The sequence below is a fragment of the Gallintestinimicrobium propionicum genome (genome assembly GCF_025567525.1).
GTDB lineage: Bacteria > Bacillota > Clostridia > Lachnospirales > Lachnospiraceae > Gallintestinimicrobium > Gallintestinimicrobium propionicum.
Map to the genome: position 1 here is coordinate 135,116 of NZ_JAOQJY010000004.1, position 23,908 is coordinate 159,023.

18 protein-coding genes, 1 pseudogene and 1 riboswitch are annotated in these 23,908 nt (G+C 51.3%); of the genes and pseudogenes, 3 read left to right on the forward strand and 16 right to left on the reverse strand.

Going from position 1 to position 23,908, the window contains the following annotated elements:
- Positions 1-22: 22 nt before the first annotated feature.
- Positions 23-1,474 (reverse strand): glycosyltransferase family 2 protein, encoded by a 1,452-nt coding sequence (locus OCV62_RS04660; RefSeq protein ID WP_262585383.1) that lies wholly within the window; start codon positions 1,472-1,474, stop codon positions 23-25.
- Between the two features lie 58 nt (positions 1,475-1,532).
- Complete coding sequence (locus OCV62_RS04665; protein WP_262585384.1) at positions 1,533-2,441, reverse strand: AraC family transcriptional regulator; 909 nt, start codon at positions 2,439-2,441, stop codon at positions 1,533-1,535.
- A 75-nt stretch (positions 2,442-2,516) separates the two neighbouring features.
- Here OCV62_RS04665 and OCV62_RS04670 point away from each other — a divergent pair, with 75 nt between their 5' ends.
- Positions 2,517-4,712, forward strand: coding sequence for an alpha-L-rhamnosidase (locus OCV62_RS04670; protein WP_262585385.1), 2,196 nt, complete (start codon positions 2,517-2,519; stop codon positions 4,710-4,712).
- Positions 4,713-4,798: 86 nt separating this feature from the next.
- Here the strand turns inward: OCV62_RS04670 and OCV62_RS04675 are convergent, their stop codons facing one another.
- Genes OCV62_RS04675 through dapF form a run of 4 tightly spaced genes read right to left on the reverse strand, consistent with a single transcriptional unit; the run spans position 4,799 to position 11,125 of the window.
- Positions 4,799-8,152: an SbcC/MukB-like Walker B domain-containing protein gene (locus OCV62_RS04675; protein WP_262585386.1), complete on the reverse strand. Its 3,354-nt coding sequence runs from the start codon at positions 8,150-8,152 to the stop codon at positions 4,799-4,801.
- Positions 8,109-8,771: a DUF4194 domain-containing protein gene (locus tag OCV62_RS04680; RefSeq protein WP_262585387.1), complete on the reverse strand. Its 663-nt coding sequence runs from the start codon at positions 8,769-8,771 to the stop codon at positions 8,109-8,111. Before OCV62_RS04680 ends, OCV62_RS04675 begins: the two co-directional genes overlap by 44 nt.
- 3 nt (positions 8,772-8,774) lie before the next feature.
- Positions 8,775-10,271, reverse strand: coding sequence for a Wadjet anti-phage system protein JetA family protein (locus OCV62_RS04685; protein WP_262585388.1), 1,497 nt, complete (start codon positions 10,269-10,271; stop codon positions 8,775-8,777).
- Between the two features lie 8 nt (positions 10,272-10,279).
- Positions 10,280-11,125, reverse strand: a complete 846-nt coding sequence (dapF, locus tag OCV62_RS04690) for a diaminopimelate epimerase (RefSeq protein ID WP_118496540.1) — start codon at positions 11,123-11,125, stop codon at positions 10,280-10,282.
- A 79-nt stretch (positions 11,126-11,204) separates the two neighbouring features.
- On the opposite strand from dapF, the gene OCV62_RS04695 reads away from it, so the two are divergent.
- Entirely contained in the window at positions 11,205-11,654 is a 450-nt protein-coding gene (locus tag OCV62_RS04695; protein WP_262585389.1) for a hypothetical protein, read from the forward strand.
- A gap of 32 nt (positions 11,655-11,686) precedes the next feature.
- Here OCV62_RS04695 and OCV62_RS04700 read toward each other — a convergent pair whose 3' ends face one another.
- The 5 genes and pseudogenes from OCV62_RS04700 to OCV62_RS18645 all read right to left on the reverse strand — a co-directional run.
- Complete coding sequence (locus OCV62_RS04700) at positions 11,687-13,609, reverse strand: NAD(+) synthase (RefSeq protein ID WP_262585390.1); 1,923 nt, start codon at positions 13,607-13,609, stop codon at positions 11,687-11,689.
- The gene (gene hslO, locus OCV62_RS04705) at positions 13,606-14,484 is read right to left on the reverse strand and encodes an Hsp33 family molecular chaperone HslO (protein WP_262585391.1); all 879 of its coding nucleotides are present in this window, start codon (positions 14,482-14,484) and stop codon (positions 13,606-13,608) included. Before hslO ends, OCV62_RS04700 begins: the two co-directional genes overlap by 4 nt.
- Positions 14,485-14,587: 103 nt before the next feature.
- Entirely contained in the window at positions 14,588-15,349 is a 762-nt protein-coding gene (locus tag OCV62_RS04710) for a class I SAM-dependent DNA methyltransferase (RefSeq protein ID WP_262585392.1), read from the reverse strand.
- A 122-nt stretch (positions 15,350-15,471) separates the two neighbouring features.
- Positions 15,472-16,542, reverse strand: a complete 1,071-nt coding sequence (gene hisC / locus OCV62_RS04715; RefSeq protein ID WP_262585393.1) for a histidinol-phosphate transaminase — start codon at positions 16,540-16,542, stop codon at positions 15,472-15,474.
- Between the two features lie 137 nt (positions 16,543-16,679).
- Positions 16,680-17,235, reverse strand: a pseudogene (locus OCV62_RS18645) (M15 family metallopeptidase); the annotation flags it as partial.
- A 423-nt stretch (positions 17,236-17,658) separates the two neighbouring features.
- A riboswitch (TPP riboswitch) is annotated at positions 17,659-17,765 on the forward strand.
- Positions 17,766-17,816: 51 nt separating this feature from the next.
- Between OCV62_RS18645 and OCV62_RS04725 the strand changes: the two are divergent.
- Complete coding sequence (locus OCV62_RS04725) at positions 17,817-18,497, forward strand: energy-coupled thiamine transporter ThiT (RefSeq protein WP_117960685.1); 681 nt, start codon at positions 17,817-17,819, stop codon at positions 18,495-18,497.
- A gap of 191 nt (positions 18,498-18,688) precedes the next feature.
- Here the strand turns inward: OCV62_RS04725 and OCV62_RS04730 are convergent, their stop codons facing one another.
- The 5 genes from OCV62_RS04730 to OCV62_RS04750 form a co-directional block, all read right to left on the reverse strand.
- The gene (locus OCV62_RS04730; protein WP_262585395.1) at positions 18,689-19,564 is read right to left on the reverse strand and encodes an aldose 1-epimerase family protein; all 876 of its coding nucleotides are present in this window, start codon (positions 19,562-19,564) and stop codon (positions 18,689-18,691) included.
- Between the two features lie 138 nt (positions 19,565-19,702).
- Entirely contained in the window at positions 19,703-20,533 is an 831-nt protein-coding gene (locus tag OCV62_RS04735) for an energy-coupling factor transporter transmembrane component T family protein (RefSeq protein ID WP_021915883.1), read from the reverse strand.
- A complete protein-coding gene (locus tag OCV62_RS04740) occupies positions 20,505-22,235 on the reverse strand; it encodes an ABC transporter ATP-binding protein (protein ID WP_262585396.1) in 1,731 nt (576 codons plus the stop codon). Before OCV62_RS04740 ends, OCV62_RS04735 begins: the two co-directional genes overlap by 29 nt.
- Positions 22,236-22,238: 3 nt before the next feature.
- Complete coding sequence (locus tag OCV62_RS04745; RefSeq protein ID WP_262585397.1) at positions 22,239-22,793, reverse strand: ECF-type riboflavin transporter substrate-binding protein; 555 nt, start codon at positions 22,791-22,793, stop codon at positions 22,239-22,241.
- A gap of 58 nt (positions 22,794-22,851) precedes the next feature.
- Positions 22,852-23,907 carry a transglutaminase domain-containing protein gene (locus OCV62_RS04750; RefSeq protein ID WP_262585398.1) on the reverse strand — a complete coding sequence of 352 codons (1,056 nt, stop codon included), beginning with the start codon at positions 23,905-23,907 and terminating at the stop codon, positions 22,852-22,854.
- Position 23,908: the final 1 nt, after the last annotated feature.

A 23,908-nucleotide genomic window follows, 5' to 3' on the forward strand; every position in this document is an offset into this window, starting at 1 on the left:
CAGGCGCGTAAACTGCGCAAGATTATTGTTTCCGTTCACCCGCTTCCTCTGTCTCCAAACCCGGTTCGTCCTCCGGCACTTCTTTCACCATGAATCGAATCATGTTTTCCTGAATTTTGCCCATCAGCTTTTCCATCCGCTTCTGTTCCTCGTCCGAAATACCTTCCATGCAGACGCTGTAGAGGTCTTTTTCCACGCGCAGCAGCTCTCCGGAAAGCTTCCTGCCTTCCTCTGTCAGGAGCAAGCGGTTCTTTTCTTTCTTTTCGCTGCTTTTTTCCTTTTTGTCCGCCGTGCGCTCTTTTTTCTCCGCTGTGCTTTCTATCCTGTCGGCGGGCTTTTCCTTTGCACTCTTTTCCTTAACCGGCTTTTCCGGCGCGATCAGCTTTTTGCGTTCCAGCTTCTGCATCGCAAGAAACAGCCTCGGCTGTCCGACTCCGGCGATTTCCCCGAGCCTGCGTGCACTGTAGCAGGCGCTGCACTGGGCGAGGGCACACAGCAAAAGCGCCTCATCCAACGTCAGCATATTTTTCTGCGCCGCCAGATCCAGCTCATATTCATACAGCCTGCGGAACCGGTACTGCCCGATCACTGCGCCGTTTCCTTCCACTTCTTCCCGGGTAATCCGCCTGCGCTCTTCCCCCAGCTTCTTGCTTCCCGGAAGCACGCCGCCGTCCTTTGCCGCAGCCCATAAAAAGCTGTAGACCTGCAGCCGGATATCGGCATAATCTTTATCCTCGTAAACGTCTTTATAAAACTCGTTATAATACTCGAAAATGTTGCTCTTCATCCGCACCGTATTCGTGATGCTCGCTCCCTGGCTGACCAGGCTGCCGCGACGCTTCAGATAATAATAAATCGGCACCTGCAGGGCAAAAAAGCTCTCCGCATGGCGGATATATTCCAGATTAAACAAAAAGTCCTCACACCAGCTGATGGAGGTATCCATCCGGATATGATATTCTTCGATGATGCTCCTGCGGTACATTTTGTTCCAGAGTACGCCGTAATAAAAATCCGCCGGATTTTCAATCATATAGGAAGCAAACTCCTGACGGCTCATCACCTTGTCCTCTTCGATGTCGCCCTTCTGCGCCAGCCTTTCCCCGGAAACCCGGTAAAAGTCGGAAATGACCATGTCGCAGTTATATTCCTCCATCGAACGCACCAGAAGCCTTGTCGCCTCCGGCACGATCCAGTCGTCGCTGTCCAAAAACTGAAGAAACGTTCCCCGCGCCAGCTCCAGTGCCTGATTTCTCGTATCCGACACGCCGGTATTTTCTTTATGGACCACACGTACCCGGCCATCCTGCTGTGCATATGCATCGCAGATTTCGCCGGATGCATCCTTACTGCCGTCATCCATCAAAAGCAGCTCAAAGTCGCGGTAATCCTGACTTAAAATGCTGTCCACACAGCGTTTCAAATATTCCTGTGCATTGTATACAGGAACAATAATGCTTACCTTCGGTTCCATACTTCCTCCTGTTTTGAATTGGTTTCCTCTGTTTTCAGATATTTCTGCTCCATATCTTTTATCCGTCTGCTGCACGGTTCATGCAGATTTTCCGGTATTCCCGCGGGGATATCTGCATCCGCCGCTTAAAAATCTGATTAAAAAATTTTATGTCTTCATAGCCGACTCTGCGGGCGATCTCCACCACCCTCAGATCACTGTCTTCCAACAGTTCGCAGCTTTTTTCGATGCGGACATTCTGGACATATTCGCGCAGCGTCACCCCGGTTTCCTGCTTAAACCGCCTGCTGATATAGGCAACGCTGTAATGCTTCTGCTCACAGAATGTTCCCAGCGTCAGGCTGTCCTGATAGTTCCCGTTTACATATTCCAGCACCTCCTGCACAGACGTACTGTAGGGGCGCTCGTTTTCCGGTTCGATCAGCCCGCGCAACGTCAGAAGCAGGATTTCCAGAAGCTTGAACCGAAGCAGCGGATAGCATCCGACTTTTTGCTCCTGATATTCCAGAAGCATTTCCTGCATCAGCTGCCCTACCTGTCCATCCCGGTCGTGAAACACTCTGGCAAACTTCGCCTGCCCAAGTGACATCCGGTAATATTTTAACAGACAGCCCTGCAACAGCTGGGAAAAACTCCGGCAGCCCTGCAGTGTTTCATCCACCGTCTCCGGCAAAAACAGACAGTTGATCAGCGTCAGATTTTTACAGTTCTGAAATCCATGGAGACAGCCGTAATCCACAAAAAAATAATCGCCTGCAGAAATGGTTTTCCCTTCGTTTTCCAGCGTATGCTCCGCTGTCCCACCCGTGATGTATGCCAGCTCAAAAAAATTATGGCCGTGCATTTCAAGATCCTCCTGACAAAACGGCATCATAATGAGTTTTTCCGCTTTCCTGTTCTGATAGAACTGGAATTCTGTAATCTCCCCTCGGAACATAAAGACAAGTTCACCCCCATTTTCAGTCAAAATCAGGTGCTTTTCTTTAGGCTACTATCTGTTATCATAAAAGTCAATACGAACCAAAACAAGGAGGGTATGTTTATGATTCCAAACGCAAAATGGATTCGTCCGGCACAGACAACAGGGGACGTCTGCCCGGTCTATTCCAAACAGTTTTCTCTTTTTTCTTCTCCCAATCAGTCGTTATCTTCTGTTGCGCACGCAACACTTTCTGTTACAGCAATGGGAGTTTATGAAGCATCTTTAAATGGAAAACGCATCGGCGATTTCGTCCTTGCTCCCGGCTGGACATCCTATCGCCACCGCCTGCAGGTGCAGACCTATGATGTTACCGAGCTCCTTTCTTCGGAAAACGAACTTTCCATCATCGTCGGAAAAGGTTGGTACCGCAGTCCGCTTGCCTGGCCCGATGAAGCGCACCGTCAGCAAAAAGCACAGATTTCAGCCGGACTGATCGCACTTTTGACGATTACCTATACAGACGGCAACACGCAGCTTCTCCCGACCGGAGCAGACTGGTCGGCATATGAAAGCAATGTCCGTTTCAGTGAAATTTATGATGGCGAGACCTACGACGCGGCATTTGATCCGTCCTCTGCTCCAATTGCAATCGAGGAATTTGACGGTCCGTCCGATACGCTGATTGCCCAACAGGGCGAAAAAATTACCGAACAGGAGCGTATCGTGCCTGCGCGGATCTTCACTACGCCCGCCGGGGAAACTGTCATCGATTTCGGTCAGGAAATTACCGGTTATGTCGAAGTTTCTTTAGACGCCCACGCAGGCGACTGTGTTGAGCTTTCCCATGCGGAAGTTCTTGACAAACACGGAAACTTTTATACAGAAAACTATCGCGCTGCCAAAGCGAAATTTTTATATTTCTGTAAAGAAGGATTCCAGACCTGGCATCCGAAGCTGACCTTCTTTGGCTTCCGCTATATCCGTGTCGATCACTTTCCCGGCGGAGCGGATGCAGTACGTCCGGACATTTTTACCGCAGTTGTCGTCTGCTCCGACCTGCAACGCACCGGTTTTCTTTCCAGTTCAAATCCGCTGTTAAATAAGCTGTTCGACAATATCATCTGGGGACAGAAAGGCAACTTTGTCGATGTCCCGACCGACTGCCCGCAGCGCGATGAACGTCTCGGCTGGACAGGCGATGCGCAGGTATTTATCCGTACCGCCTGCTACAATTTCGATACGGAAGCATTTTACCGCAAATGGCTTTCGGATCTTGCCGCAGACCAGTATCCGGACGGTCATGTAGACCACGTCATTCCTGCCATACTCGAAAATCAAAAGAGCAGCGCAGCCTGGGGCGACGCAGCCTGTGTCTGCCCGTGGGAACTTTATCTGGCATTCGGCGATGCAAACATTCTGCGCAGCCAGTTTAACAGTATGAAAAAATGGGTGGGCTATATCACCTCCTCCACCACGACCAAAAACCTCTGGACCGGAGGAGAACACTACGGCGACTGGCTCGGTCTGGATGCACCGTCCGGCAGCTACAAAGGTTCTTCTGACGAAGACTTAATCGCTTCTGCTTTTTATGCGCATTCCACGGAGCTGGTCATGAAAGCCGGTAACGTGCTTGGCGAAGATGTTTCGGAATATGAGACGCTCTATAAAAATATCGTTGCCGCTTTCCAGGAAACCTGGCCGGTTTACCACACGCAGACCGAATGCATCCTCGCCGCCCATTTCCACCTGGCAAAAGACTGTCAGGCTGCAGCAGATCAGCTTGCAAAGCTCGTTACAGACGCCGGTGTGCAGTTAAAAACCGGCTTTGTCGGAACGCCTTACCTGCTCCATGTACTTTCGGACTACGGCTATGTCTCCCTCGCCTGGTCACTTTTGCTGCGGGAAAACTATCCTTCCTGGCTTTATCCGATCACAAAAGGCGCAACGACTATCTGGGAGCACTGGGACGGTATTATGGAAAACGGCGATTTCTGGACCCGCGACATGAATTCCTATAATCATTACGCTTACGGCGCAGTCGCTGACTGGGTATATGGAAACGCCGCCGGAATCCGTCCGCTTGACGGCTATCCCGCCTATGAAAAGATTTCTGTCTCTCCGCTTCCCGACAAACGCCTCGGCTGGCTTTCCTGCTCCTATCGCTCCCGCCATGGTCTGATCCGTTCCGACTGGAAACTGCAGGGCGATCAATGGAGATACGAAATTGAAACGCCGGTTGATGCAGTCATCACGATTGCCGGGCAGAAACATGAAGTTGCTCCCGGAACGTGGATCTTCTTCAGTGCGGTAGAATAAACAGTGAAACTCGCAGTCTGCAGCTGCGTGGAAAAAATGCCCCGGGCTGGCGATCGTGTCACCGCTGCCCGGGGCAATCCTGTACTCTATTCTACGCCTTCCAACAGCTCCAGATAATTTCCCTTGTCGATATGCATCATTGAGATCTGGTTTTTGTGGCGGCGGAAGCCATACACACAGTCCACGTTGCGGATCAGGGACTGTAAGCGTTCGTCAGGCACGCAGACAATCAGCTGAAGATCCATCTGCCGGGCATATTTTAAGCAGACCGCGCTTCTCTCCTGATCCATTTTGGAAAAGGCCTCGTCCAGAAGCACCAGCTTAATTCGACTGTCGCGGTTGGTCTGCTGCATGTAAAGCATCGCAAAACCGGCAAGCAGTGCGACGTATTTCGGATTCTGTCCCTCACCGCCGGAATCACGGCCTGCCATGTCATCCACGAAATTTTCACGGATCACGTTTCCATCTGCATCCGTAACCTGCTCATACATGGAAAAGGACAAATAATTGCGGTAATCCGCATACTGCTCCATTTCCCGACGGTGCTGCTCCAGCACCCGCTCATCGTCGTCCTTTACCGGCATGAACTTGTCTGTCAGCAGCCTGATCTTTGCTTCGTATTTCTGATAAAAGCTGTCCTCTCCAAGGGACAGCTGCCCCTCGAAGCCGTCATTGTCCAGGTTCTTGCTGTCTAACTCCGGTGCCATGAGCATGTCGTAAAACTGACCGTTTTCATTGTAGGCAGGCTCGATTTTAATCTGGTAAATACTATCAGAGAAGTTCGTCTTTTTCAACAGGCGGTTGATCTCCGCAGCGTGCCGCTTTGCCGCCTTAATGTCGCCGTGAATCGTTGCGATCACATTCTCCCGCAGGCTGCGGTAAATGAAATCGCATTGTTTTTCAAACTCTGTCCGATACTGGGGCTCAAAATCTGTCTCATACTGGGAAAGCAGCTGCTCATAACCCTCATTGGATTTCTCCGAGCCGGAAAATCCGCTGGAGGGATACTGCAGGATATAGGCGTTTCTTGCCCGGGACAGCTCTTCTGTCTGCTCCTGCTCCTTTTCACAAAGTACTTCTATCTCCGCATTTTTCTGGGCCCTGACCGCGCCGGAGGATCGTTTGGACAGCGCCTCCTGCACCATTGCGGTGATCTCCGGCTGCTGTGTATAACCGACAGACGCCTCCTTTAATGCTGCGTTTTTAGACTGCAGCTCCGTGCGGATGCGCTCCTGATTACCGGTCTGCTGTGCAATTTCATTCTGCATACCGGATATTCTCTTTTTCAGCTCGCTGCGTTTTTTGCGAAGCTCTGCTTCTTTTTCTTCCAGCTCCTTATATGCACCCATCCGCAGACTTTCGATGGTTGCTTTCGTCTCCTGTGTTTCCAAAAGCACGGCTTCCAGCTCCTGCGCTGCCCGAGAAAGGCTTTCCAGATACGCCGGCTCTTCTTTCAGGCTCTCCATCTCCCGGACCGCCTTCAGACCGTCCGCCATGCGCTTTGCCTCTTCCAGCTCTTTTTTCAGACGCTGCGCATCTACTTCATAGTCCTGCTGCCGTGCGCGGGAAACCTTGCTTCCGATGCACGCGCCGACGGTATAATCCCGTTTTTTCAGATGCCGGAAAATAAAATTACTGTAGGAATAACAGTCCGGCGTCACACCGTCTTTGGCGCTTCGCAGCTCCTCCACCGTGCGGCATTTCATAATCCGTCCCAGATAGCGTTTTAAGCAGCTGTCTGCAAAGGGCTCGACCGCCCGCACAGCCTCGTATAACGAACCCTCCTCCACCCTCGGATTGCTCTTTGTGACCGCCTCAGAATGAATCAGATCGATTTCCTCAAACTGCCCCATCTCCCGGAAGGCTTTTGCTGCATCCGCCGCGACCTTCGGCTCTGTAATCAGGCTCAGCTTCAGACGTCCCAGACGTCCTTCTACCGCATTTTTCCATTCCTCATCCTCAACATCGAACAGGTCTGCAAAAATCCACACCTTGATTGTTCTTCCATACAGTGCAGAAAGCTTCTGCTCCAGGGCAGCCCGGGCCTTTGTCAGCACCTCCGGATAGGATTTGCGGTTGTTTTTCATATCGTCCAGAAGCTTTTGCTTTTCCTTCAGGTCTTTGGACAGCTGCCGCTCCTGCTCGTGATAGGTTTCGTACTCTTCCTCGATATTCTGGCGTTCCTCTTCCAGACGGCTGCGCAGCTCCAGACACTGCGCCTGTGTCACCGGTCCGGTGCAAAATGCGCCAATCAAATTCAGCAGCCGATTGCTGATATAGTCCGCAACGATCTCGTCGCTCTCCCATCGCCGCAGTCCCTGCAGGATTTTGCGCCACTGTGCCGCGTTATCCGCCAGCATCCGGCTTCTTTTTTCCAGCTCTTCCAGACGCTCCTGACGGTTGCCAAGGTCGCTGCTCTTTAAGTCCGCACTGACAAGGATCAGCTCGTTTTCCAGCTGGGCAGACAGGGCTTCCAGCTCTTCTTCCTGCTGCCGAAGCTCCCGCAAACGCTCCTGTGTCCGATCCTGATCCTGTAAAAGGGCGTCGATCCGGTTCTTCAAATCCTCAATGTCGATACAGCGGATCACCGCCTGCTGCTTTACGATATCCGCACGCGTCATCGTCAGCTTTTGTCCGGCTTCCCGCACTTTTTTAAGCATTCCGATCTTGTTTTCCAGCACGTCGATCTTTTCTTTGATGTCCCGGTAAGCGCCCAGCTGTTCGCTGATCGTTTCAATGGTGTCTCCCTCGCTTTTTGGGAACATGTAATCCCGGATAAACTGTCCCGTCCCGTTGGACATTTTCAGCGCGATCGCACTTTTTTCCATGGTCATAAAACGATTCCCGTCAATGTAGCCGAGGATCTGGTCATACAGCGTGCTGATATACGCCTCCCGGGACGGATAAATGCGGTTTAACTCTGCCCTGCCGCCTTTTGCCGTCTCCTTCATCCGCATCTCTGTCAGTGCCCGGATCTCCTGGTTCGAATAAGGATAGCCCTCTGCCGTCAGATACCCGCCCTCCGGCATTTTTCCGAGATGGCTGAAATAAACGAACTTTCGTATTTCAGAATCGTTTTTCCGTACTTCAAAAGCAATTCCCATGCAGACATACTGCTTTGTCCCGGTATCCTGCAGCTCCAGGACGATCTGGGCGCAGAAATCCTGTCCTTCGCGGTTTGCCGTGCCGTCCTTTTGTTCACCGCGCAGATAGCTCAACACGCTTCGTCTGTTTTTGGCGTCGTCCGCCGCTTTATTTAAAAAACTCGGAGAAAAGCTGCCGTATAAAATCACCTGGATCGCATCCATAACCGTGGATTTTCCCGAGCCGCTCTTGCCGGAAAACAGGTTCACATATTCGTGAAATTCCAGAATTTTATGGTTGATTCCGCCCCAGTTATTCAGACACATCCGGGTAAAGATCTTCTTCGCCTGTTTCACGTTCCTCTTCTCCTTCCGTCGTTTTTTCTTCTGCGTCATCCCGATAACGCTGTACCAGCTCGTTGATTGCCAAGGACGAGCAGAAAATATTCACCGTACCGTAAATATAGATCGGCGTCTGATCCTCTACGTTCAAAATCGCCCCCGGCAGCTCGATCATCTGGTGGGTTTTCATCAGATTTAGCGCAGCCTGCCAGTCCTGTGCGTTCAATTTTCCCGGAAGCAGTCCGGTATTTCTGCCATATTCCCGGATTTCCGCCAGGGTCGTCACCGTTGCATGCAGTCCCTCGCCCATGATTTTATCCCGGTAAATCAGCTTTAACAAAAGCAAAAGCTTTGTCGTCGTCAGGCTCATTTTTTCCATCGCTGCACCGTCGCCTGTGATCCGGAACAGATGATCCTGCGGGTCGTGCACCAGCTCACAGCCCATCACAGAAAGATAGTCCGCAATAAATTCCCGGTGCTTTAAACAGACCTGATAGCGCCCATTATCCCGGGCCGTCAGCGTCACCGGATCGTATTTTACCTGTAAAATACAGGTCTGACGAAGCAGCTCCTGTATGGTTCTTCGAATCGCCTCCACCTCGGCGGGGGTGCGTTCCTCCAGATATGAAAACATGTATCAATTCTCCGTTTCGTCTATACTAAAACCGGTGTAGGAAAAGCCGTCCTTCTGATGGATTTCCTCCTGCAGCAAAATCCGGTCTTCCTCCTGTCTGCTCTGGGTCGCCTCCTGCCAGATAAACAGAAGCTTTTCCAGATCCTCTGCCGACTGCACCGTATCCTCCAAAACCTGAAAAACTCCGTTCTTCGTATGCCGCCGTCTGAACTCCTCCAGCTGTCTGCCGGTATAGAGCGGCTTCGGGACGAAATCTGCGATTTCCGAGGATGCCTCCTCCTGCAGAGCCAGCGGTACGAACTGATTTTCCAGCCTTGGCCGACGGTTGTAAAGGCTCGCGTCCCCGACAATGGAAAACGGTGCCGTCACATACATGCTGTCCCGCAGCTCTTCCAAAAGCGCTTCTTTTTTGTCGCTATGGTTGAGCAAACCGATCAGCTCCAGTGTGCTGTCCTCTACGCCTGCACCCTCCTGCAAAAGGTAGTGGATTCTCGCCAGCGCCCGCCGCGCAAAGACAGTTTTCAATTCGATCAGGCGGTTATACTTTTTCTCGATTAAATCAAATTCGCGCTCCACCAAAAGAACCAGCTGCGCCGCCTCTTCGCAGAATTGAATGCCGCGCTCCAGCCTTAAAAGGGCGGGCGCAGACGCGCCGGATGCCAGTGCTTTCGCCTGCATGGACGCTGCATAGCTGCCTCCTGCGCTTTCTGACAGTTCGGGCGCGCTGCTGTCGCTGCCCTGTGCAGCCATTAGCATCCGCTTCTGCGCCGTCAACCCCTCGCGACGGTTTTCATTTTCCTCCAGGATTTTCGCAATCAGCTCCTTGACCGCCTCCTTATAGCGGTAAAAACTGTCTGTCGTTGTTAAAATTGCATATTTTACACTCTCGCGATTGTTGATCTCGTTGACCAGAACCTCCTGAATTCCGATAAAGTCCTTTCGTTTGGAAAGTTCATCGAACCACAGCCGCATGCTGTCCTGCATATTGGACAGCATCTGTCCGAGGCTTTTGGATGTGCGCAGGGCACTTTTTAAAATGCTGTTATTTTTTTCCGGATCCGAATCATAGGTGTAAAGGGCGCTGTATACAGACAGAATACTTTCCCGCTCCATGCTGTCGTCCTCTTTTTCAAGACGGTCAAACAGCTCCACATACAGCCTGCTGTACTCCGGAAAGCCAATGATATAGCAGTTTAATTTTTCATCAAAATCCTTCGAAAGCCAGCCCCACTTCACAAACCTGTCCAAAACAGCGGAGGGCGAAAGCCCGGGAAAGCCTTCGTCCTCCGTTTTTTCTGTTTCATCCTCCCACCAGACCAGGTTGACCCTGGCGATCGTTTCCGCCAGAATGCTCCTGCATTCCGAATCCGTCAGCTGCGTCAGGGCATAGGCTTCCTGATCCGCCTCGTACAAAGCGGTCAGAAGCTGCATGTAATACTCCATGTTCTGGGTGCGGAACAGCTTATAAAAATCTCTCGGTATCTTCTTTTTCAGAATCATCTGTCGTGTTAAACCTCATATTCCAGTTCTCCGTCAAAGACAAACTCCGCCGGACCTGTCATAAAGATATGGTTCGTCTTTTCGTCCCATTGGATCGTCAACGCACCGCCCAGCACCTCTACGGTCACTTTCCGCCCCGTTTTGCCGTTTAAAACGCAGGCAACCGCCGTCGCACAGCAGCCTGTTCCACAGGCAAGGGTTTCACCGGTTCCGCGCTCCCAGACCCGCATTTTTACATATTCCGGGGATACGATTTCCACAAACTCGGTATTGGTGCGTCTCGGAAATCTCTCGTGATGCTCAAAATGCGGTCCGATCTGCTCCAGTGGCAAATCTGCCGTGCTGTCCACAAAAACAACGGCATGGGGATTTCCCATAGACACGCAGGTCATGCGGTATGTTTGATTCTCCACAGTGATCTCTTCATCGATGGACTGTCGGTTTTTAGAAACAACCGGAACCTCTGCCGCCGTCAGGATCGGCTCGCCCATATCCACACGGATCGCTTTTGTCACGCCGTTTTCCACCGTCAGATCCATATATTTCACTTTTCCGCCGCTGATAATGGAAAACCTTGCCCGATCGGTCAATCCTTTGTCATGGGCATATTTTGCCACGCAGCGGATGCCGTTTCCGCACATTTCCGCCCTTGTGCCGTCTGCGTTATACATCTCCATCTCAAAATCTGCTTCGTCAGAAGGATTGATAAAAATAACGCCATCGCCGCCGACCCCGAAATGACGGTCGCTGGCAAAGCGGACAAATTCCGGCTTCTTTTCCTGCGGTATATGCTCCGTAAATCCATTGACATAAACGTAATCATTCCCACAGCCCTGCATTTTTGTAAATCTGATCTTCATAAATCCTCCATACAGACATAATCTGTAAAACCCCTGCGTACACTGGAATAACAAAATATCCGGGGGTATCGCAATGCGTTCCAAAACAAAAATTATCGTACTTCATTTAAAAGAACTGATCTATACCGGAATCCTGCTCGTTTTAGGCGTTGGACTGCTTTTTTTGCTGCTGCAGATCTTTCTGCCCAAAAAGGCAGTTCCAAAACCGGACTATGACGCAGAAACCTCCCTGTACCTGCCCGGAAAATACACCTCCACGGTTCAGCTCGGAAACGACCACGCGGATGTAGAGGTCGTCGTGGACAGCTCCGATATTCTTTCCATCCGTCTCGTCAATTTAAGTCAGACTGTCACAGCCATGTATCCGCTGGTCGAACCCTGCATGGATACACTGGCGAAACAGATCTGTGAAAAACAATCCCTCGAAGGCATCACCTACCCGGACGAAAACCGCTACACGTCACAGCTTCTGCTGCAGGCGATCGACGCTGCGCTGCAAAAGGCGACATATCCCCAAACCTGACCAGCCCAGCGCATTCGCAAAGGAAGGCTTATTTATCCCGGCAGCTGATCCAGTTCCTTCTGCCATGCCATGCGGCTCGCATCCGAAGGCATCCGAAGGTCTCCCCTCGGCGATACCGCGACACTTCCGACTTTCGGTCCGTCCGGCAGGCACGAACGCTTAAACTGCTGTGCAAAGAAGCGGCGGCAAAAGGTCTTTAGCCACTTGCCGATCGTTTCTTTGCTGTAAATGCCTTCAAATGCCCTGCAGGCAAGCCGGTAGATCTTCGCCGGGCCAAAGCCACAGCGCAGCAGCTGATATAAAAAGAAATCATGGAGCTCGTAGGGGCCGACCAGATCCTCTGTTTTCTGGCTGATCTTTCCGTCCTCCGGCGGCAAAAGCTCGGGGCTTACCGGCGTGTCGAGGACATCCAGCAGCACCTCCTGCAGCACTTTTTCGCTTTCGCTGCAGGTATTCGCACAATATGCCACCAGATGGCGCACCAGCGTCTTGGGCACGCCGACGTTTACGCCATACATCGACATATGATCGCCGTTATAGGTCGCCCAGCCCAGTGCAAGCTCCGACATATCCCCGGTTCCGATGACAAGTCCGTTGCTCTGGTTGGCGAGATCCATCAATACCTGAGTGCGTTCCCGCGCCTGCCCGTTTTCGTAGGTTACATCGTGCTTGTCCATATCCTGACCGATATCCCGAAAATGCACCTGCACCGCCTCTCGGATGTTCACCTCGATTAACTTCGCGCCAAGGGTCTGCGCCAGCCTGCAGGCATTTTCATAGGTGCGGTTCGTCGTACCAAAGCACGGCATCGTCACCGCTAAAATATCGTTTCTGTCTTTCCCGAGCAAATCAAATGCCCGCGCCGTCACCAAAAGGGCAAGGGTCGAATCCAGACCGCCGGAAACGCCGATCACCGCCGTTTTCGCCCCCGTATGCTCGTAACGTTTTTTCAGTCCCTGCGCCTGAATCGATAGAATCTGCTCACAGCGCTCCTTTTTCAAGGTTTCATCCGACGGGACAAACGGCATCTGGGCAAACGTGCGCGTCAGCTTTGTTTCTTCTTTTTCCAAGGCAAAACCAATCCGTACACAGGTTTCTGTGTTTTCGGGCACAAATGTGCTCATTCTGCGCCGCTCGTGGCAGATTTTATGAATATCCAGCTCCGAAAAAATCGTCTCGTTTTCAAAGCGTGCAGCCTCCGCCAGCACGCTTCCGTTCTCTGCAATCATATGATGCCCGGAAAAAACGAGATCCTGAGTGGATTCTCCATCCCCCGCGCTCGCGTAGACATAGCCACACAGAAGCCGCGCGCTCGTGGCAGCAATCAGGCTCTTACGGTAGGTGTCCTTTCCGACCGTCTCGTTGGAGGCGGACAGGTTGACAATCACCGTCGCGCCCGCCTTTGCCAGCGCCGTCGAGGGCGGGTCCATCACCCAGACGTCCTCGCACAGCTCACAGCCCACGACAAGCCCTTTCAGATTCCTGCAGGAAAACAACAGATTTCCGCCAAAGGGTACGGTCTGTCCCAGCACATCCACCTCGGACACTTCCCTGCTGCCTGCCGCAAAATGCCGCACCTCATAAAATTCGCCATAGTTTGGAATATTCTGCTTCGGGACAAGCCCCAGGATCCTGCCATCCTGTACTGCTGCTGCCACATTGTAAAGCTTTCCGTCTTTTTCAAAGGGAAGCCCCACAAAGGTCAGCGCATCGTGCCCTTTTGTATGCTCCAGCACCGTCTGCAGCCCTTCCAGGCTTTCTTCCAGCAGGCGTTCCTGCAAAAACAGATCCTGACAGGTATATCCGGTCAGACACAGCTCCGGCAAAACGATCAACTTTGCACGCTGTGCATAACAGGAGTCCAGCGCCTTACAGATTTCCAGTGCGTTCCAGGCAGGGTCTGCAACACGGATTTTCGGTGCAGCCGCCGCAGCTTTTAAAAAACCGTCTTTCATCGGGATTTTTTCTCCATTTTTTTCAACTCATCCACGTCAAACTTATAGGTTTTGCCGCAGAAATGACAGTTTACCTCGATCGGCTTGTCCTCGTCGATCATCTCCTGCAGTTCTTTTTTGCCGATGGAAATCAGCGCTTTTTCCACCCGTTCCTTGCTGCAGTTGCAGGTAAAGCTGCAGGGCATCCGGTCGGTAATCTCCACATCCAAGCCGTCCAGCACCCGCTCTAACAGCTGCTCCGGTGTCATTCCCTGGTCGAGCAGCGCCGTCACAGAATTGATCAGCGACAGGTTGTGCTCCAGCTTCGAAATCGTCTCTTCCTCTGCAAAGGGCATCAGCTGAATGATAAAGCCGCCTGCACAGCGCACGGTATTCGTCTTTTCCATCAAAACGCCCAGACCCACCGAAGAAGGCGTCTGCTCGGAGGTTGCAAAATACGAGGTCAGGTCATCCCCGATCTCTCCGGTCACCAGGGCTGTCTGTCCCACATAGGGTTCCTTTAAGCCGAGGTCACGGATGACAGAGAGCGTTCCCCTGCCGACCGCCCCTCCGACGTCGAGCTTGCCCTTCGCATTCGCAGGCAGGATGACGTCCGGCACCGTCGCATAGCCCTTGACCTCGCCCTTGGCGTTTGCCGTCACGGTCAGACCGCGAACCGGACCATCGCCGCGAACCTGCAGGGTTAAAAGATCGTCGTCGCCCTTTAACATGCTGCCCATCATCACGCCGGCTGTCAGCAGACGTCCCAACGCCGCCGTTACTACCGGGCTGGTGTTATGTGCCTGTCTCGCTGTCTCCACAAGCTCCTTTGTTGTCACTGCAAACGCGCGCACCTGTGCATTCGCCGCCGTCGCGCGTACCATATAATCTCCCATAGCTCCTCCATTCCTCAGGCTTACTTTACGGCAAGCCCCTGCCATTTCCACGCTGCGCTTTTCACCGCATAGCTTTTCTGCGTTGCGCAAATATTTTCATTTCTTATCCCAGATTCTTCCCGTGCTCGCGCGCGATCACATAGATCCGCTCGCTCGTCTCCGTTACGCTTCCATGCGTGTCTGCATCCAGTGCCTCGACAAAAATCAGCCCGGACTGTTCCACGAGCCGTTTCATCGTTTCCAGCGTATAGCCGCGCTGCAGATGGGTCTCCGTAAATTTGCGGAACAGGTCTTTTTGCTGTTTCACAAAAATCGTCAGATCGTATTCGTTGATCTGATCCTCCGCCGTATAATAATTTTCCCAGATAAAGCTGCAATCCTCCCGGTTTTCCGCAATCGTGCTGTCACCGATGACTGTTTCGTATTTATAGACCGTATTAAAATCGAAGATAAAAAGCCCATTCGGGTCAAGATAGTTGTTTACCAGTTTAAAAGTTGTCAGTAAGTCATCTTCTTCCAGTAGATAATTTAACGAGTCGCACAGACAGATCACCGCCCGGACCGTTCCGTAAAGCTCAAACTCCCGCATATCCTGCTGCAAATACAAAATATTATGACCGGACTGCGCACGCTTCTCCATTGCAATGTCCAGCATGCTGTCTGACAGATCAACACCGATCATGTCGTAGCCCTGCTTTGCCAGAAGCTCCGTCATGGAGCCCGTGCCACAGCCGAGATCCAGCAGGATTCCGTCCGTGATCTGATCCTGTTTCAGGCGTCCGACTACAAACTGACACCATTCTTCATAGGGCGTTTCATCCATGAACCGATCATAAACTAACGCAAAATCCTCATACATTTCCATTCGTTATCCACGCTCCTTCTGCCGCGCAGCGGCGTTTTTCTGCATCTGTCCGCGTGCGTTCCTGTGTCTGCATGCGAACGTATTTTCCGCTGCTGCCCGCGCGTTTTCGAACATGCCGCGCCCTATTTCACCAGCTCTACCAGCACTTCGACCAGCCGCTCCATCTCCGCCTGCGTGCCGACTGTAATCCGCAGATAGTTGTCGATTCTGGGCTTTTTGAAATATCGCACATAAATTCCGGCTGTTTTCAGGTTCTCGAATAACTCCTGCGCCGGGACGGTTTTGTGCGTTGCAAAAATAAAGTTCGCCTTCGAATCCGGGAACGTAAAGCCAAGCTCTGTCAGCTTCTGCTTCGTCCATTCCCGCGTCGCCACGATTTTCCCCGTAATCTCCTGAAAATACGCACGGTCCTCTACGCATGCCTTTCCGCAGGCAATCGTCAGGCGGTTCATTGTATAGGAGTTGAAGGAAAATTTGACATCATTTAAATAGGAAATCAGCTTCTTTTGGCCGATTGCAAAGCCGATTCTCATACCCGCAAGTGCGCGCGATTTCGAAAACGTCTGCACGACGAGCAGATTTTCATACTTATCCACAAGAGGCAGGGCACTCACACCCCCGAAATCCACATAGGCCTCGTCTACAATCACAACGGAATCGGGATTTTTTGCCACGATCTCCTCGATCGTATCCAGATTCTCCATCAGACCGGTCGGTGCGTTGGGGTTCGGGAAAATGATGCCGCCGTTTTCGTTCAGGTAGTCCTCTTTTTTCAGGCGGAACCTTTCATCCAGCCCAGGCGTCCGATAGGGAATGCCGTACAAATCCGCCCAGACGTCGTAGAAGGAATAGGTGATGTCCGGGAACAGAATCGGTTTTTTGCTGTTAAAAAAGGTCAGAAATGCCAGCGCCAGCACATCGTCGGAGCCAACGCCCACAAACACCTGGTCTGCCGCAACCGGATGCTCCGAAACAGAAACCGCCGCTGCAATCGCTTCCCGCAGCTCAAGCGCCGCCGGATCGGGATACAGCCGCAGCTTATCCGCTTCAAACTCCTGCAGTGCTTTTGTCACACCCGGTGCAGGCGGATACGGGCATTCGTTGGTGTTTAACTTGATGATGTCATTTCGTTTGGGCTGCTCTCCCGGTGTGTAGGGGACAACCCTGCGTACATTTGCTTCCCAGTCTGCCATGACAGTTCCTCTCTTTCTGATGTAGTATCGCTACTCCATCTCCGCTTCTTTTAACGCTTCCTGCTCCTGCTGCGCCTTTGCAAGCTCTACAAACTCTTCCAGGCACAGGTTATTTTCCTTCATAAACTTCGCCGCCTCTTCCCCAACGTAGCGGAAATGCCAGGATTCATAGGAAATCCCGGTGATCGCCACCTTGTCCTGCGGGAAACGGAGAATAAAACCATACTCCGCAGCGTGCTCGTTTAACCAGATCGCCTCTTTGGTCGAAGCCTGCGATTTATCCAGGCCCTGATGATTTTTTCCTACGATATCCACGGCGAGACCGGTGTGATGCTCGCTCGCACCGGTGAGGGCGATTTCTTCCTTCGTCTTGAAAAAAGCGTCCTTATAGCTCATGCCGCCCCTTACGAATTTTGCGATGGAGTTGTCCATCAGCTGATCCTGCTTTTGATAATCGCGGTAAGCGGAACAAACCATCAGGGGCAGCCCTTCTTTTTTGCCGTCCGCCAGCATCATCTCAAGGGCTTTCTGAATCCGCCTGTCCACATACTTCCCATTGTCCGTCTTGGCCAGATCTACCTCAAAATCCTGCTGCAGCGGATTTTTTTCATTGACCAGCACATAGTTCCAGTCCTCCAGATCTACAGAAAATGGAATTTCCGGCAGATCCTCTTTCTCGCCGTCCTGCAGCATGACGGTCACATAGCCTTCCCGCGTTTCTTCCACTGCATTGCTGCTTTCTTCCAGCTCCTTTGTCAGATCCTCCACCTGACTCTGTGCGTTTAACAGCTCGCCGCTGGTCTGCGCCAGTTCTCCTTTTACCTTTTCATAAGACACATAAAACGAACTGGTCAGCACTCCTGCAATGACTACAAAGCCGCCTGCCAGTCCAATGAACCATTTTTTATAATTATCGTTATTCAATTTATTCGCAGTCCTTTTATCGTTTTATCTTTTTTGTCAATTCAGTATATTAGTATATTCCCAATCCGAAGCGGTTACAAGCCCTAATTTTATTCCCAGTTCCCTTGCCCCTTACTGCCGCAGCTTCGAAAAAGGCTTGACACGCTCCCTCAACCTGACTATCATAAGCTGTGAACTGTAACCAAAATTTTATATCATTGCCAGGGGAGCGATTGCTGAGACTGAATATCCGCCCGGATTTCTGACCCTCATCACCTGAACCGGATAATACCGGCGTAGGGAGGCACATGCGACAGATTTTTATCTGTCCTGTTTTTCGTCCCCTCCTGTGCACACAAGGAGGTTTTTTTATGTCCAATTTTTTTGCAATCCCCATCACGGATGAATGGGGAACGACTTATCAGCTGACCACTGCCGGTTATACCGCACTGGTTGTCCTCATGCTGGCGCTTTTGCTGCTGGCCTGCTTTATCGGCAATTCTGTGAAGCAGCCTAAATTTTCCGCACGTCAGCTGGCATTTTCCGCAATGGCGATAGCTGCTGCCTTTGTCACTTCCGAAATCAAGCTGTTCCATCTGCCCTTCGGCGGCTCCATCACTTTATTTTCCATGCTGTTCTTAGTCCTGATCGGCTATTGGTACGGTCTGCGTGCCGGACTGATGACTGCCATCGCCTACGGCTTTTTACAGCTGGTCAGCGATCCGTATATCATCAGCATACCGCAGATGCTCGTTGATTACATCTTCGCATTCGGTGCGCTCGGCTTATCCGGCCTGTTTTCCAAATCGAAAAACGGTCTGGTGAAGGGCTATATCGCAGGTGTACTCGGTCGTTATTTCTTCGCATTTTTATCCGGTATGATCTTCTTCGGCGCTTACGCTGCAGACTACGGCATGTCCGCACCGGTCTATTCCCTGGTTTACAACGGCATCTATCTGTCCGTGGAAGCGGTGCTGACGCTGATCATCCTCTACCTGCCTCCGGTCAAAAAGGTCATGGGACAGTTAAAAACCATGGCGACACAGAGATAAAACGTACGCTCTGCGAGCATTTCAGATTTATAAAAAAAGAATCCGGCGCACAGTCCTATCGCTGTCTGACGCCGGATTCTTTTTTATCGTATGGAAAACTTCGTTTCCATGCGATAAGAAACACTCCGCGAGGATGCGCACTCGGCGCAAGAATGTGCCAAGGCACATTCCTTTTCACAGTTCTGCAAAATTCAGAAAATCTCAATACTCCAGGTATTTTCATACCGCTTGCCTGCAGGCAGATGAACCAGGTTGGGCTGCTCGGAAAGGTCTTCGATCCTGCCCTTGCGGGAAGGAAGCGCAGACCAGGGCTCGATGCAGACATAGGGCGCATCGGTAAACGGCATATGCCAGATCCCCAGGAAATTCATCTGCGGATAGGATACGCGCACGCTTCTTGTTCCTTTTTCACTGCACAGGGTCACTGCTTTCGCCATATCAGTCAGCACGATCGCATCCTGATCGAACAGGTTGTGTGCAAGGGGCAGCTTACCGCCGTCAGATAAAATAAACTCGCTGTCCTCGCCATTTACGAAGCAGTCCTCAGAAAAGCCAACGCGGATCGGATTCCCGGGAGCTTCAAACTGTAAGCAGTAATCCTCAAATGCAAGACCTTTTTCCAGCGGAACGGCAAAGCCCGGATGACCGCCGACGCCGAAATACATCACCTTTTTGTCGTTATTTTCTACCGCAAAAGTAACATTTAATTTGTTGCCGACAAGCTCATAGGTCAGCCAGTAAACAAACGCAAAGGGATACATTTCTCTCGTATTCTCGCTGTCTGTCAGCTTCAGCACCAGTCTCTGTGCCGTATGCTCTTCCGCTTCCAGATCGGAAGAATTGACAAAGCCGTGGATCGGCATTTCGTAGGTCTTGCCATCCAGCATATATTTGCCCTCAGTCAGACGTGCGATATACGGAAACAGATTCAATGCGCGGTCTTTCCAGTAAGTCTCATCGCCCTGCCAGAGATATTCTGCCCCGTCCTTTGTCTGAATCGACCACAGCTCGCCGCCGTGGGAGTTTACCTGAACTTTCAGGCTGTCATTTTCCAGTGTGTAAATCATACATTCCCCTTTCCGCAGCCGATGAAAAAATCCGCTGCATCCCCTGATTCCATTTTCCCGGAGCGCAGCATCCAATTTGCCCGCACCCCGGATTTTTTTTTAAAACGCGATACCCGTGTCCCACAGCCCCGCGTTTTTTTACTGGAATGGATTCCAGAAACGGCTGCCGTCTGCAAACGTAATGGTCAGAGCGACCGCCATAAATACTACCGCAAATCCAATCGTCAGATAGTCGTTTCGTACCAGCTTCTTTCCCATGTACCAGGTACGTTTTTTATTTTTACCGAAGCCCCTAAGCTCCATGGCATTGCTGACCACATCGATACGATCCATGCTGGAAAACAGCAGCGGGAAAATAATCGTGCTCATCCGCTTGATTCTCGTCCAGAGGGATGTCTTGCTGCTCATCTCGATGCCCCGCGCCTCCTGCGCATGCTTGATCTTGGTAAAATCAGACTGTACGTCCGGGATGTAGCGCAGCGCGATGGCAATGGCGTAGCCCACGTTGTAGCTGACACCCATGCGATTTAAGCTTGCCGCAAACTCGCTCGGGTTGGTCGTCACGATAAACATCAATACCACCGGCGTTACTGTCAGATACTTCAGCATAATATTAAACTGGTAAAACAGCTGTTCCTTTGTGATATTATGATTGCCAAACAGGTGTAAAAGCTCTGTTTTTGTGCCGTAGATCACAGTTCCCTGATTCGGGGAAAACAGCCACACCGCAAGCATGTTAATACACAAAAACAGCAAAATAAACTGAAATACCGTCCCGACCTGTTTCCATTCCGTATGGGAAACCTTAAAGATCACCAGACTGCAGACCAGCATGACCAGCAGCACTCTCGTGTCATAGGTCAGCATACCGGTCAGCGACCAGAGCAGGAAAAAGATCATTTTCGAAACGCCGGAAAGCCGATGGATCCAGGTATCTTTTTCACTGTACGTCAGAATTCTGCCCGCCATCCGCTCTCACCTGCCTTTCATAATAAATAAACCGCTCTGCAAAGCCGGACGCATCCCCGATGCCGCAGCGCACCGCCAGATCGTACAGCGACGTCTTTTTCAGATAAGCACGGTCTGCAACCGCTTCATCCGTCAGCACCTTTGCCGGCTTGTCGTCCGCAATCAGCTCGCCGTCCGCGATAACGATCGCACGGTCGGTATATTCCAGCATCAGATGCATATCATGTGTGATCATGATGATCGTAATGCCAAGGGTCTCATTTAAGTGCTTTAAAAATTCCATAATTTCCGTATAATGACGGTAATCCTGTCCTGCCGTCGGCTCATCCAGAATCAGGATCTCCGGATTCATGACGAGGATCGAAGCGATAGTCACACGCTTTTTCTGACCAAAGCTCAGAGCAGAAACCGGCCAGTTCCGGAAGGGATACAAACCGCAGATCTTTAACTTATCGTAAACCCGTTCCTTTACCTCTTCCTCCGGCACGCCACGGACCCGCAGTCCCAGCGCCACTTCATCAAAAATCATCGGCTTGGAAATCATCTGATTCGGGTTCTGCATGACAAGCCCGATGGCCTCGCCACGCTCCTTGATGGATTTGTCCGCAATATCACTGCCATTTAACAGGATCTTACCGTGATCCGGATGGATAAAGCCGCAGATCAGATTTGACAACGTACTCTTTCCCGCGCCGTTTTTTCCGACAATTGCGAGCATTTCCCCTTTGTTAATACGGAAATGAATATCCGACAGGATCGGTTTGCCTGTAATATAGGAAAAGTCCAGATCCAACACTTCGAGGGCCGGCTTTTCCTCTCCTTGAATCTCCGGCAGGGAAACCTTCTCGAACCAGTCCCTTACCTTTTCCTGATAAGGCTCCAGATTCATCGTCTCGATATGTTGAGGATGATCCTTTGCCGCAACCTGACATCCCGCATGTTTGAGTGCCGTCACATACAGCGGCTCACGGATGCCCTCCTGAATCAGAATATCGGAGGCAAGCAGCTCGTCCGGCGTCATATCCGCTACAACCCTTCCGTCCCCGATCACCACAATTCTGTCTACATCCCGGTAAAGGGCATCCTCTAACCGGTGTTCGATAATGATAACCGTCTTGTCGCGCTCCCGGCAGATCCGGTCGATCAGGTCGATAGCCCGCTTGCCGGTCGCCGGGTCAAGGTTTGCCAGCGGCTCATCAAACAGCAGGATATCCACATCATCTACCAGCACGCCTGCCATGGAAACTCTCTGTTTCTGTCCGCCGGAAAGCTCCGTCGGTGCATTGCCGAGAAGGGCTTTGATATCAACAACCTCTGCCACTTCGTCTACTGCGCGGAACATCTCTTCCTGCTCTACGCAGTCGTTTTCCAGTGCAAAAGCAACATCTTCTGCAACCGTCAGGCCGATAAACTGGCCGTCTGTATCCTGCAGCACCGTACCGACGATTTTGGACATTCCAAAAATACCGGTTTTCGCAGGATCTTTACCGCCCACAGTCAAAGTTCCGCTGCTTTCGCCAGGGTATGAAAAAGGAACCATCCCGTTGATGCAGTGCACCAGAGTCGATTTTCCCGACCCGGACGGTCCCACGATTAAAACCTTCTCTCCGGGATTGACCGTCAGGTCAATCTCCCGGAGTGTAGGCTCTGACTGTGATCGATATTTAAAAGTATAGTTTTTAAACTCGATGATCGGAGTCATGTATCAGTCCTCTTTGGAAAGGCTTCCGGACTTTGCGCCGACCTTGGAGTAGGCAATTAACAGCAGAGTTCCCAGAATGCCGATGATAATTACATTTGCAACAAAAGCGGTCACGCCCTGTGTGAATACCTTATTTACAGGCTCTGCATAAATTACGATGTCCAAAACCGGAGCAACCAGAATCCATGCCAGTGCGTTTGCAACAACCTGTACGATATTGAACAGGCCGATTTCCTTGCCGCCGAAGCTGCCTTCTTTTACTTTATACTTCGCAGCAAACAGACCAACGATGATGCCGAATACAGCGTCCGGGAATACCCAGCTCCACCATACGCTTCCGTAAAATACTGCATCACCCAGTGCATGACCGATCAGACCGATGGCACCGCCTACAACAGGACCAAAAATAGCGGAGAAAAATGCAAGTACCGCTGCGCGGGTCTGCAGAGCTGTGTTCGGGATGAAACCAACCGGGATCTGCACGTTGGTTAAAACAACGAACAGCGCGGTTCCGATACCCATCGCTACGACATGCTTGATGCCAAACTTCTTATCCATGAGTAAATCCTCCTCATAAGTATTTATTTGTGGAAAACCACGTTCTTACTATAACGAATCACTCCGGATTTTTCAATCCCTTTTCTGTCTTTTCTCCCTCGTTTGCGTCTTCCAGTACAATTTCCGACGCAAGAGTGTCGATATCGGAATACCACACCCGAAATACCGCCTGCGCTGCATTCGCGTAAATATGGGGCAGTTTCGATTTCTCTTTTCCGGCGTCTTCCAGCACATTCAGGATTTCCCGCAGCACGTCCCTCGTCAGATACGATCCGCGCCAGTGAAACGTCAGGACTTTTCCTTTTTTTACCGCCTGCTGCGCGCGCTTTTTGACCTCCTCCATTTTCGTAAAGGAAAGCTTCTTTTCCTTATAATAAAAATGTCCATTGTCCGTGCACGCCGGCGCCGGTGCGATCAGCGGCTCATGGTCGCGGAACATCGCCTTATCGTCGAGGTTAAAATAATCGTAACGGCACTCGGCATCCTCCCGCGCCCCTCTGGTCAGACTATTGTCAAATGTCGCATCCAGATGATAATACTGCCCGCCAATGCGCACGATATTCCAGGTGTGGCGGTATTTGATGCCTTTTTCCGGATTGTTGCCGCAAATCGCAATCATACACCATAGCCCGAGCGCGTCGCAGAGCACCTTGACCGCCTTTGCAATTCCCTCGCAGACGCCTACGCCCTGCCCCAGCGGTCCGATGATTTCATGAGAATACGGCTTCTTTAACTTGTCATATCGTACATTTTCACATATAAAATCGTGTACATATTTTTCTTTTTCCCACTCCGAAAGTCCCTGCGCCTGCCGTGCAAGCTTTTCCACCCGCGATGTCAGCGCTATCTGATGCTCTTTGATTTTTCCTTTTTCAAACAGATATTCCGGCACGAAAATCAGGTTCGGGGAGTCTGGGTAATATTTCCATGAAAACCCGACCACCCAGAATATTTCCGGGTGATCCAGCCGCATCTGGAAAAAAATGTCATACAGCTCTTTTCCATCCACACGCGGCAGCTGAATCTGATCCGCCAGCTGCCGGACGCCCTGCAGCATGCCGTGATACACTGCCTGCTTCTGCCTGTCCATTTTCTGATAATAAAATTCTTCCATC

What these genes read in the sequence shown, in the direction of transcription:
- OCV62_RS04680 (WP_262585387.1), bottom strand. Translation starts at nt 8,771, where the DNA reads ATGTTTTCATATCTGGAGGAACGCACCCCCGCCGAGGTGGAGGCGATT.
- hisC (WP_262585393.1), bottom strand. Translation starts at nt 16,542, where the DNA reads ATGGCAGACTGGGAAGCAAATGTACGCAGGGTTGTCCCCTACACACCG.
- OCV62_RS04735 (WP_021915883.1), bottom strand. Translation starts at nt 20,533, where the DNA reads ATGGCGGGCAGAATTCTGACGTACAGTGAAAAAGATACCTGGATCCAT.
- OCV62_RS04740 (WP_262585396.1), bottom strand. Translation starts at nt 22,235, where the DNA reads ATGACTCCGATCATCGAGTTTAAAAACTATACTTTTAAATATCGATCA.
- OCV62_RS04670 (WP_262585385.1), top strand. Translation starts at nt 2,517, where the DNA reads ATGATTCCAAACGCAAAATGGATTCGTCCGGCACAGACAACAGGGGAC.
- OCV62_RS04745 (WP_262585397.1), bottom strand. Translation starts at nt 22,793, where the DNA reads ATGGATAAGAAGTTTGGCATCAAGCATGTCGTAGCGATGGGTATCGGA.
- OCV62_RS04685 (WP_262585388.1), bottom strand. Translation starts at nt 10,271, where the DNA reads ATGATTCTGAAAAAGAAGATACCGAGAGATTTTTATAAGCTGTTCCGC.
- OCV62_RS04730 (WP_262585395.1), bottom strand. Translation starts at nt 19,564, where the DNA reads ATGATTTACACACTGGAAAATGACAGCCTGAAAGTTCAGGTAAACTCC.
- OCV62_RS04725 (WP_117960685.1), top strand. Translation starts at nt 17,817, where the DNA reads ATGTCCAATTTTTTTGCAATCCCCATCACGGATGAATGGGGAACGACT.
- hslO (WP_262585391.1), bottom strand. Translation starts at nt 14,484, where the DNA reads ATGGGAGATTATATGGTACGCGCGACGGCGGCGAATGCACAGGTGCGC.
- OCV62_RS04700 (WP_262585390.1), bottom strand. Translation starts at nt 13,609, where the DNA reads ATGAAAGACGGTTTTTTAAAAGCTGCGGCGGCTGCACCGAAAATCCGT.
- OCV62_RS04750 (WP_262585398.1), bottom strand. Translation starts at nt 23,907, where the DNA reads ATGGAAGAATTTTATTATCAGAAAATGGACAGGCAGAAGCAGGCAGTG.
- OCV62_RS04710 (WP_262585392.1), bottom strand. Translation starts at nt 15,349, where the DNA reads ATGGAAATGTATGAGGATTTTGCGTTAGTTTATGATCGGTTCATGGAT.
- OCV62_RS04695 (WP_262585389.1), top strand. Translation starts at nt 11,205, where the DNA reads ATGCGTTCCAAAACAAAAATTATCGTACTTCATTTAAAAGAACTGATC.
- OCV62_RS04660 (WP_262585383.1), bottom strand. Translation starts at nt 1,474, where the DNA reads ATGGAACCGAAGGTAAGCATTATTGTTCCTGTATACAATGCACAGGAA.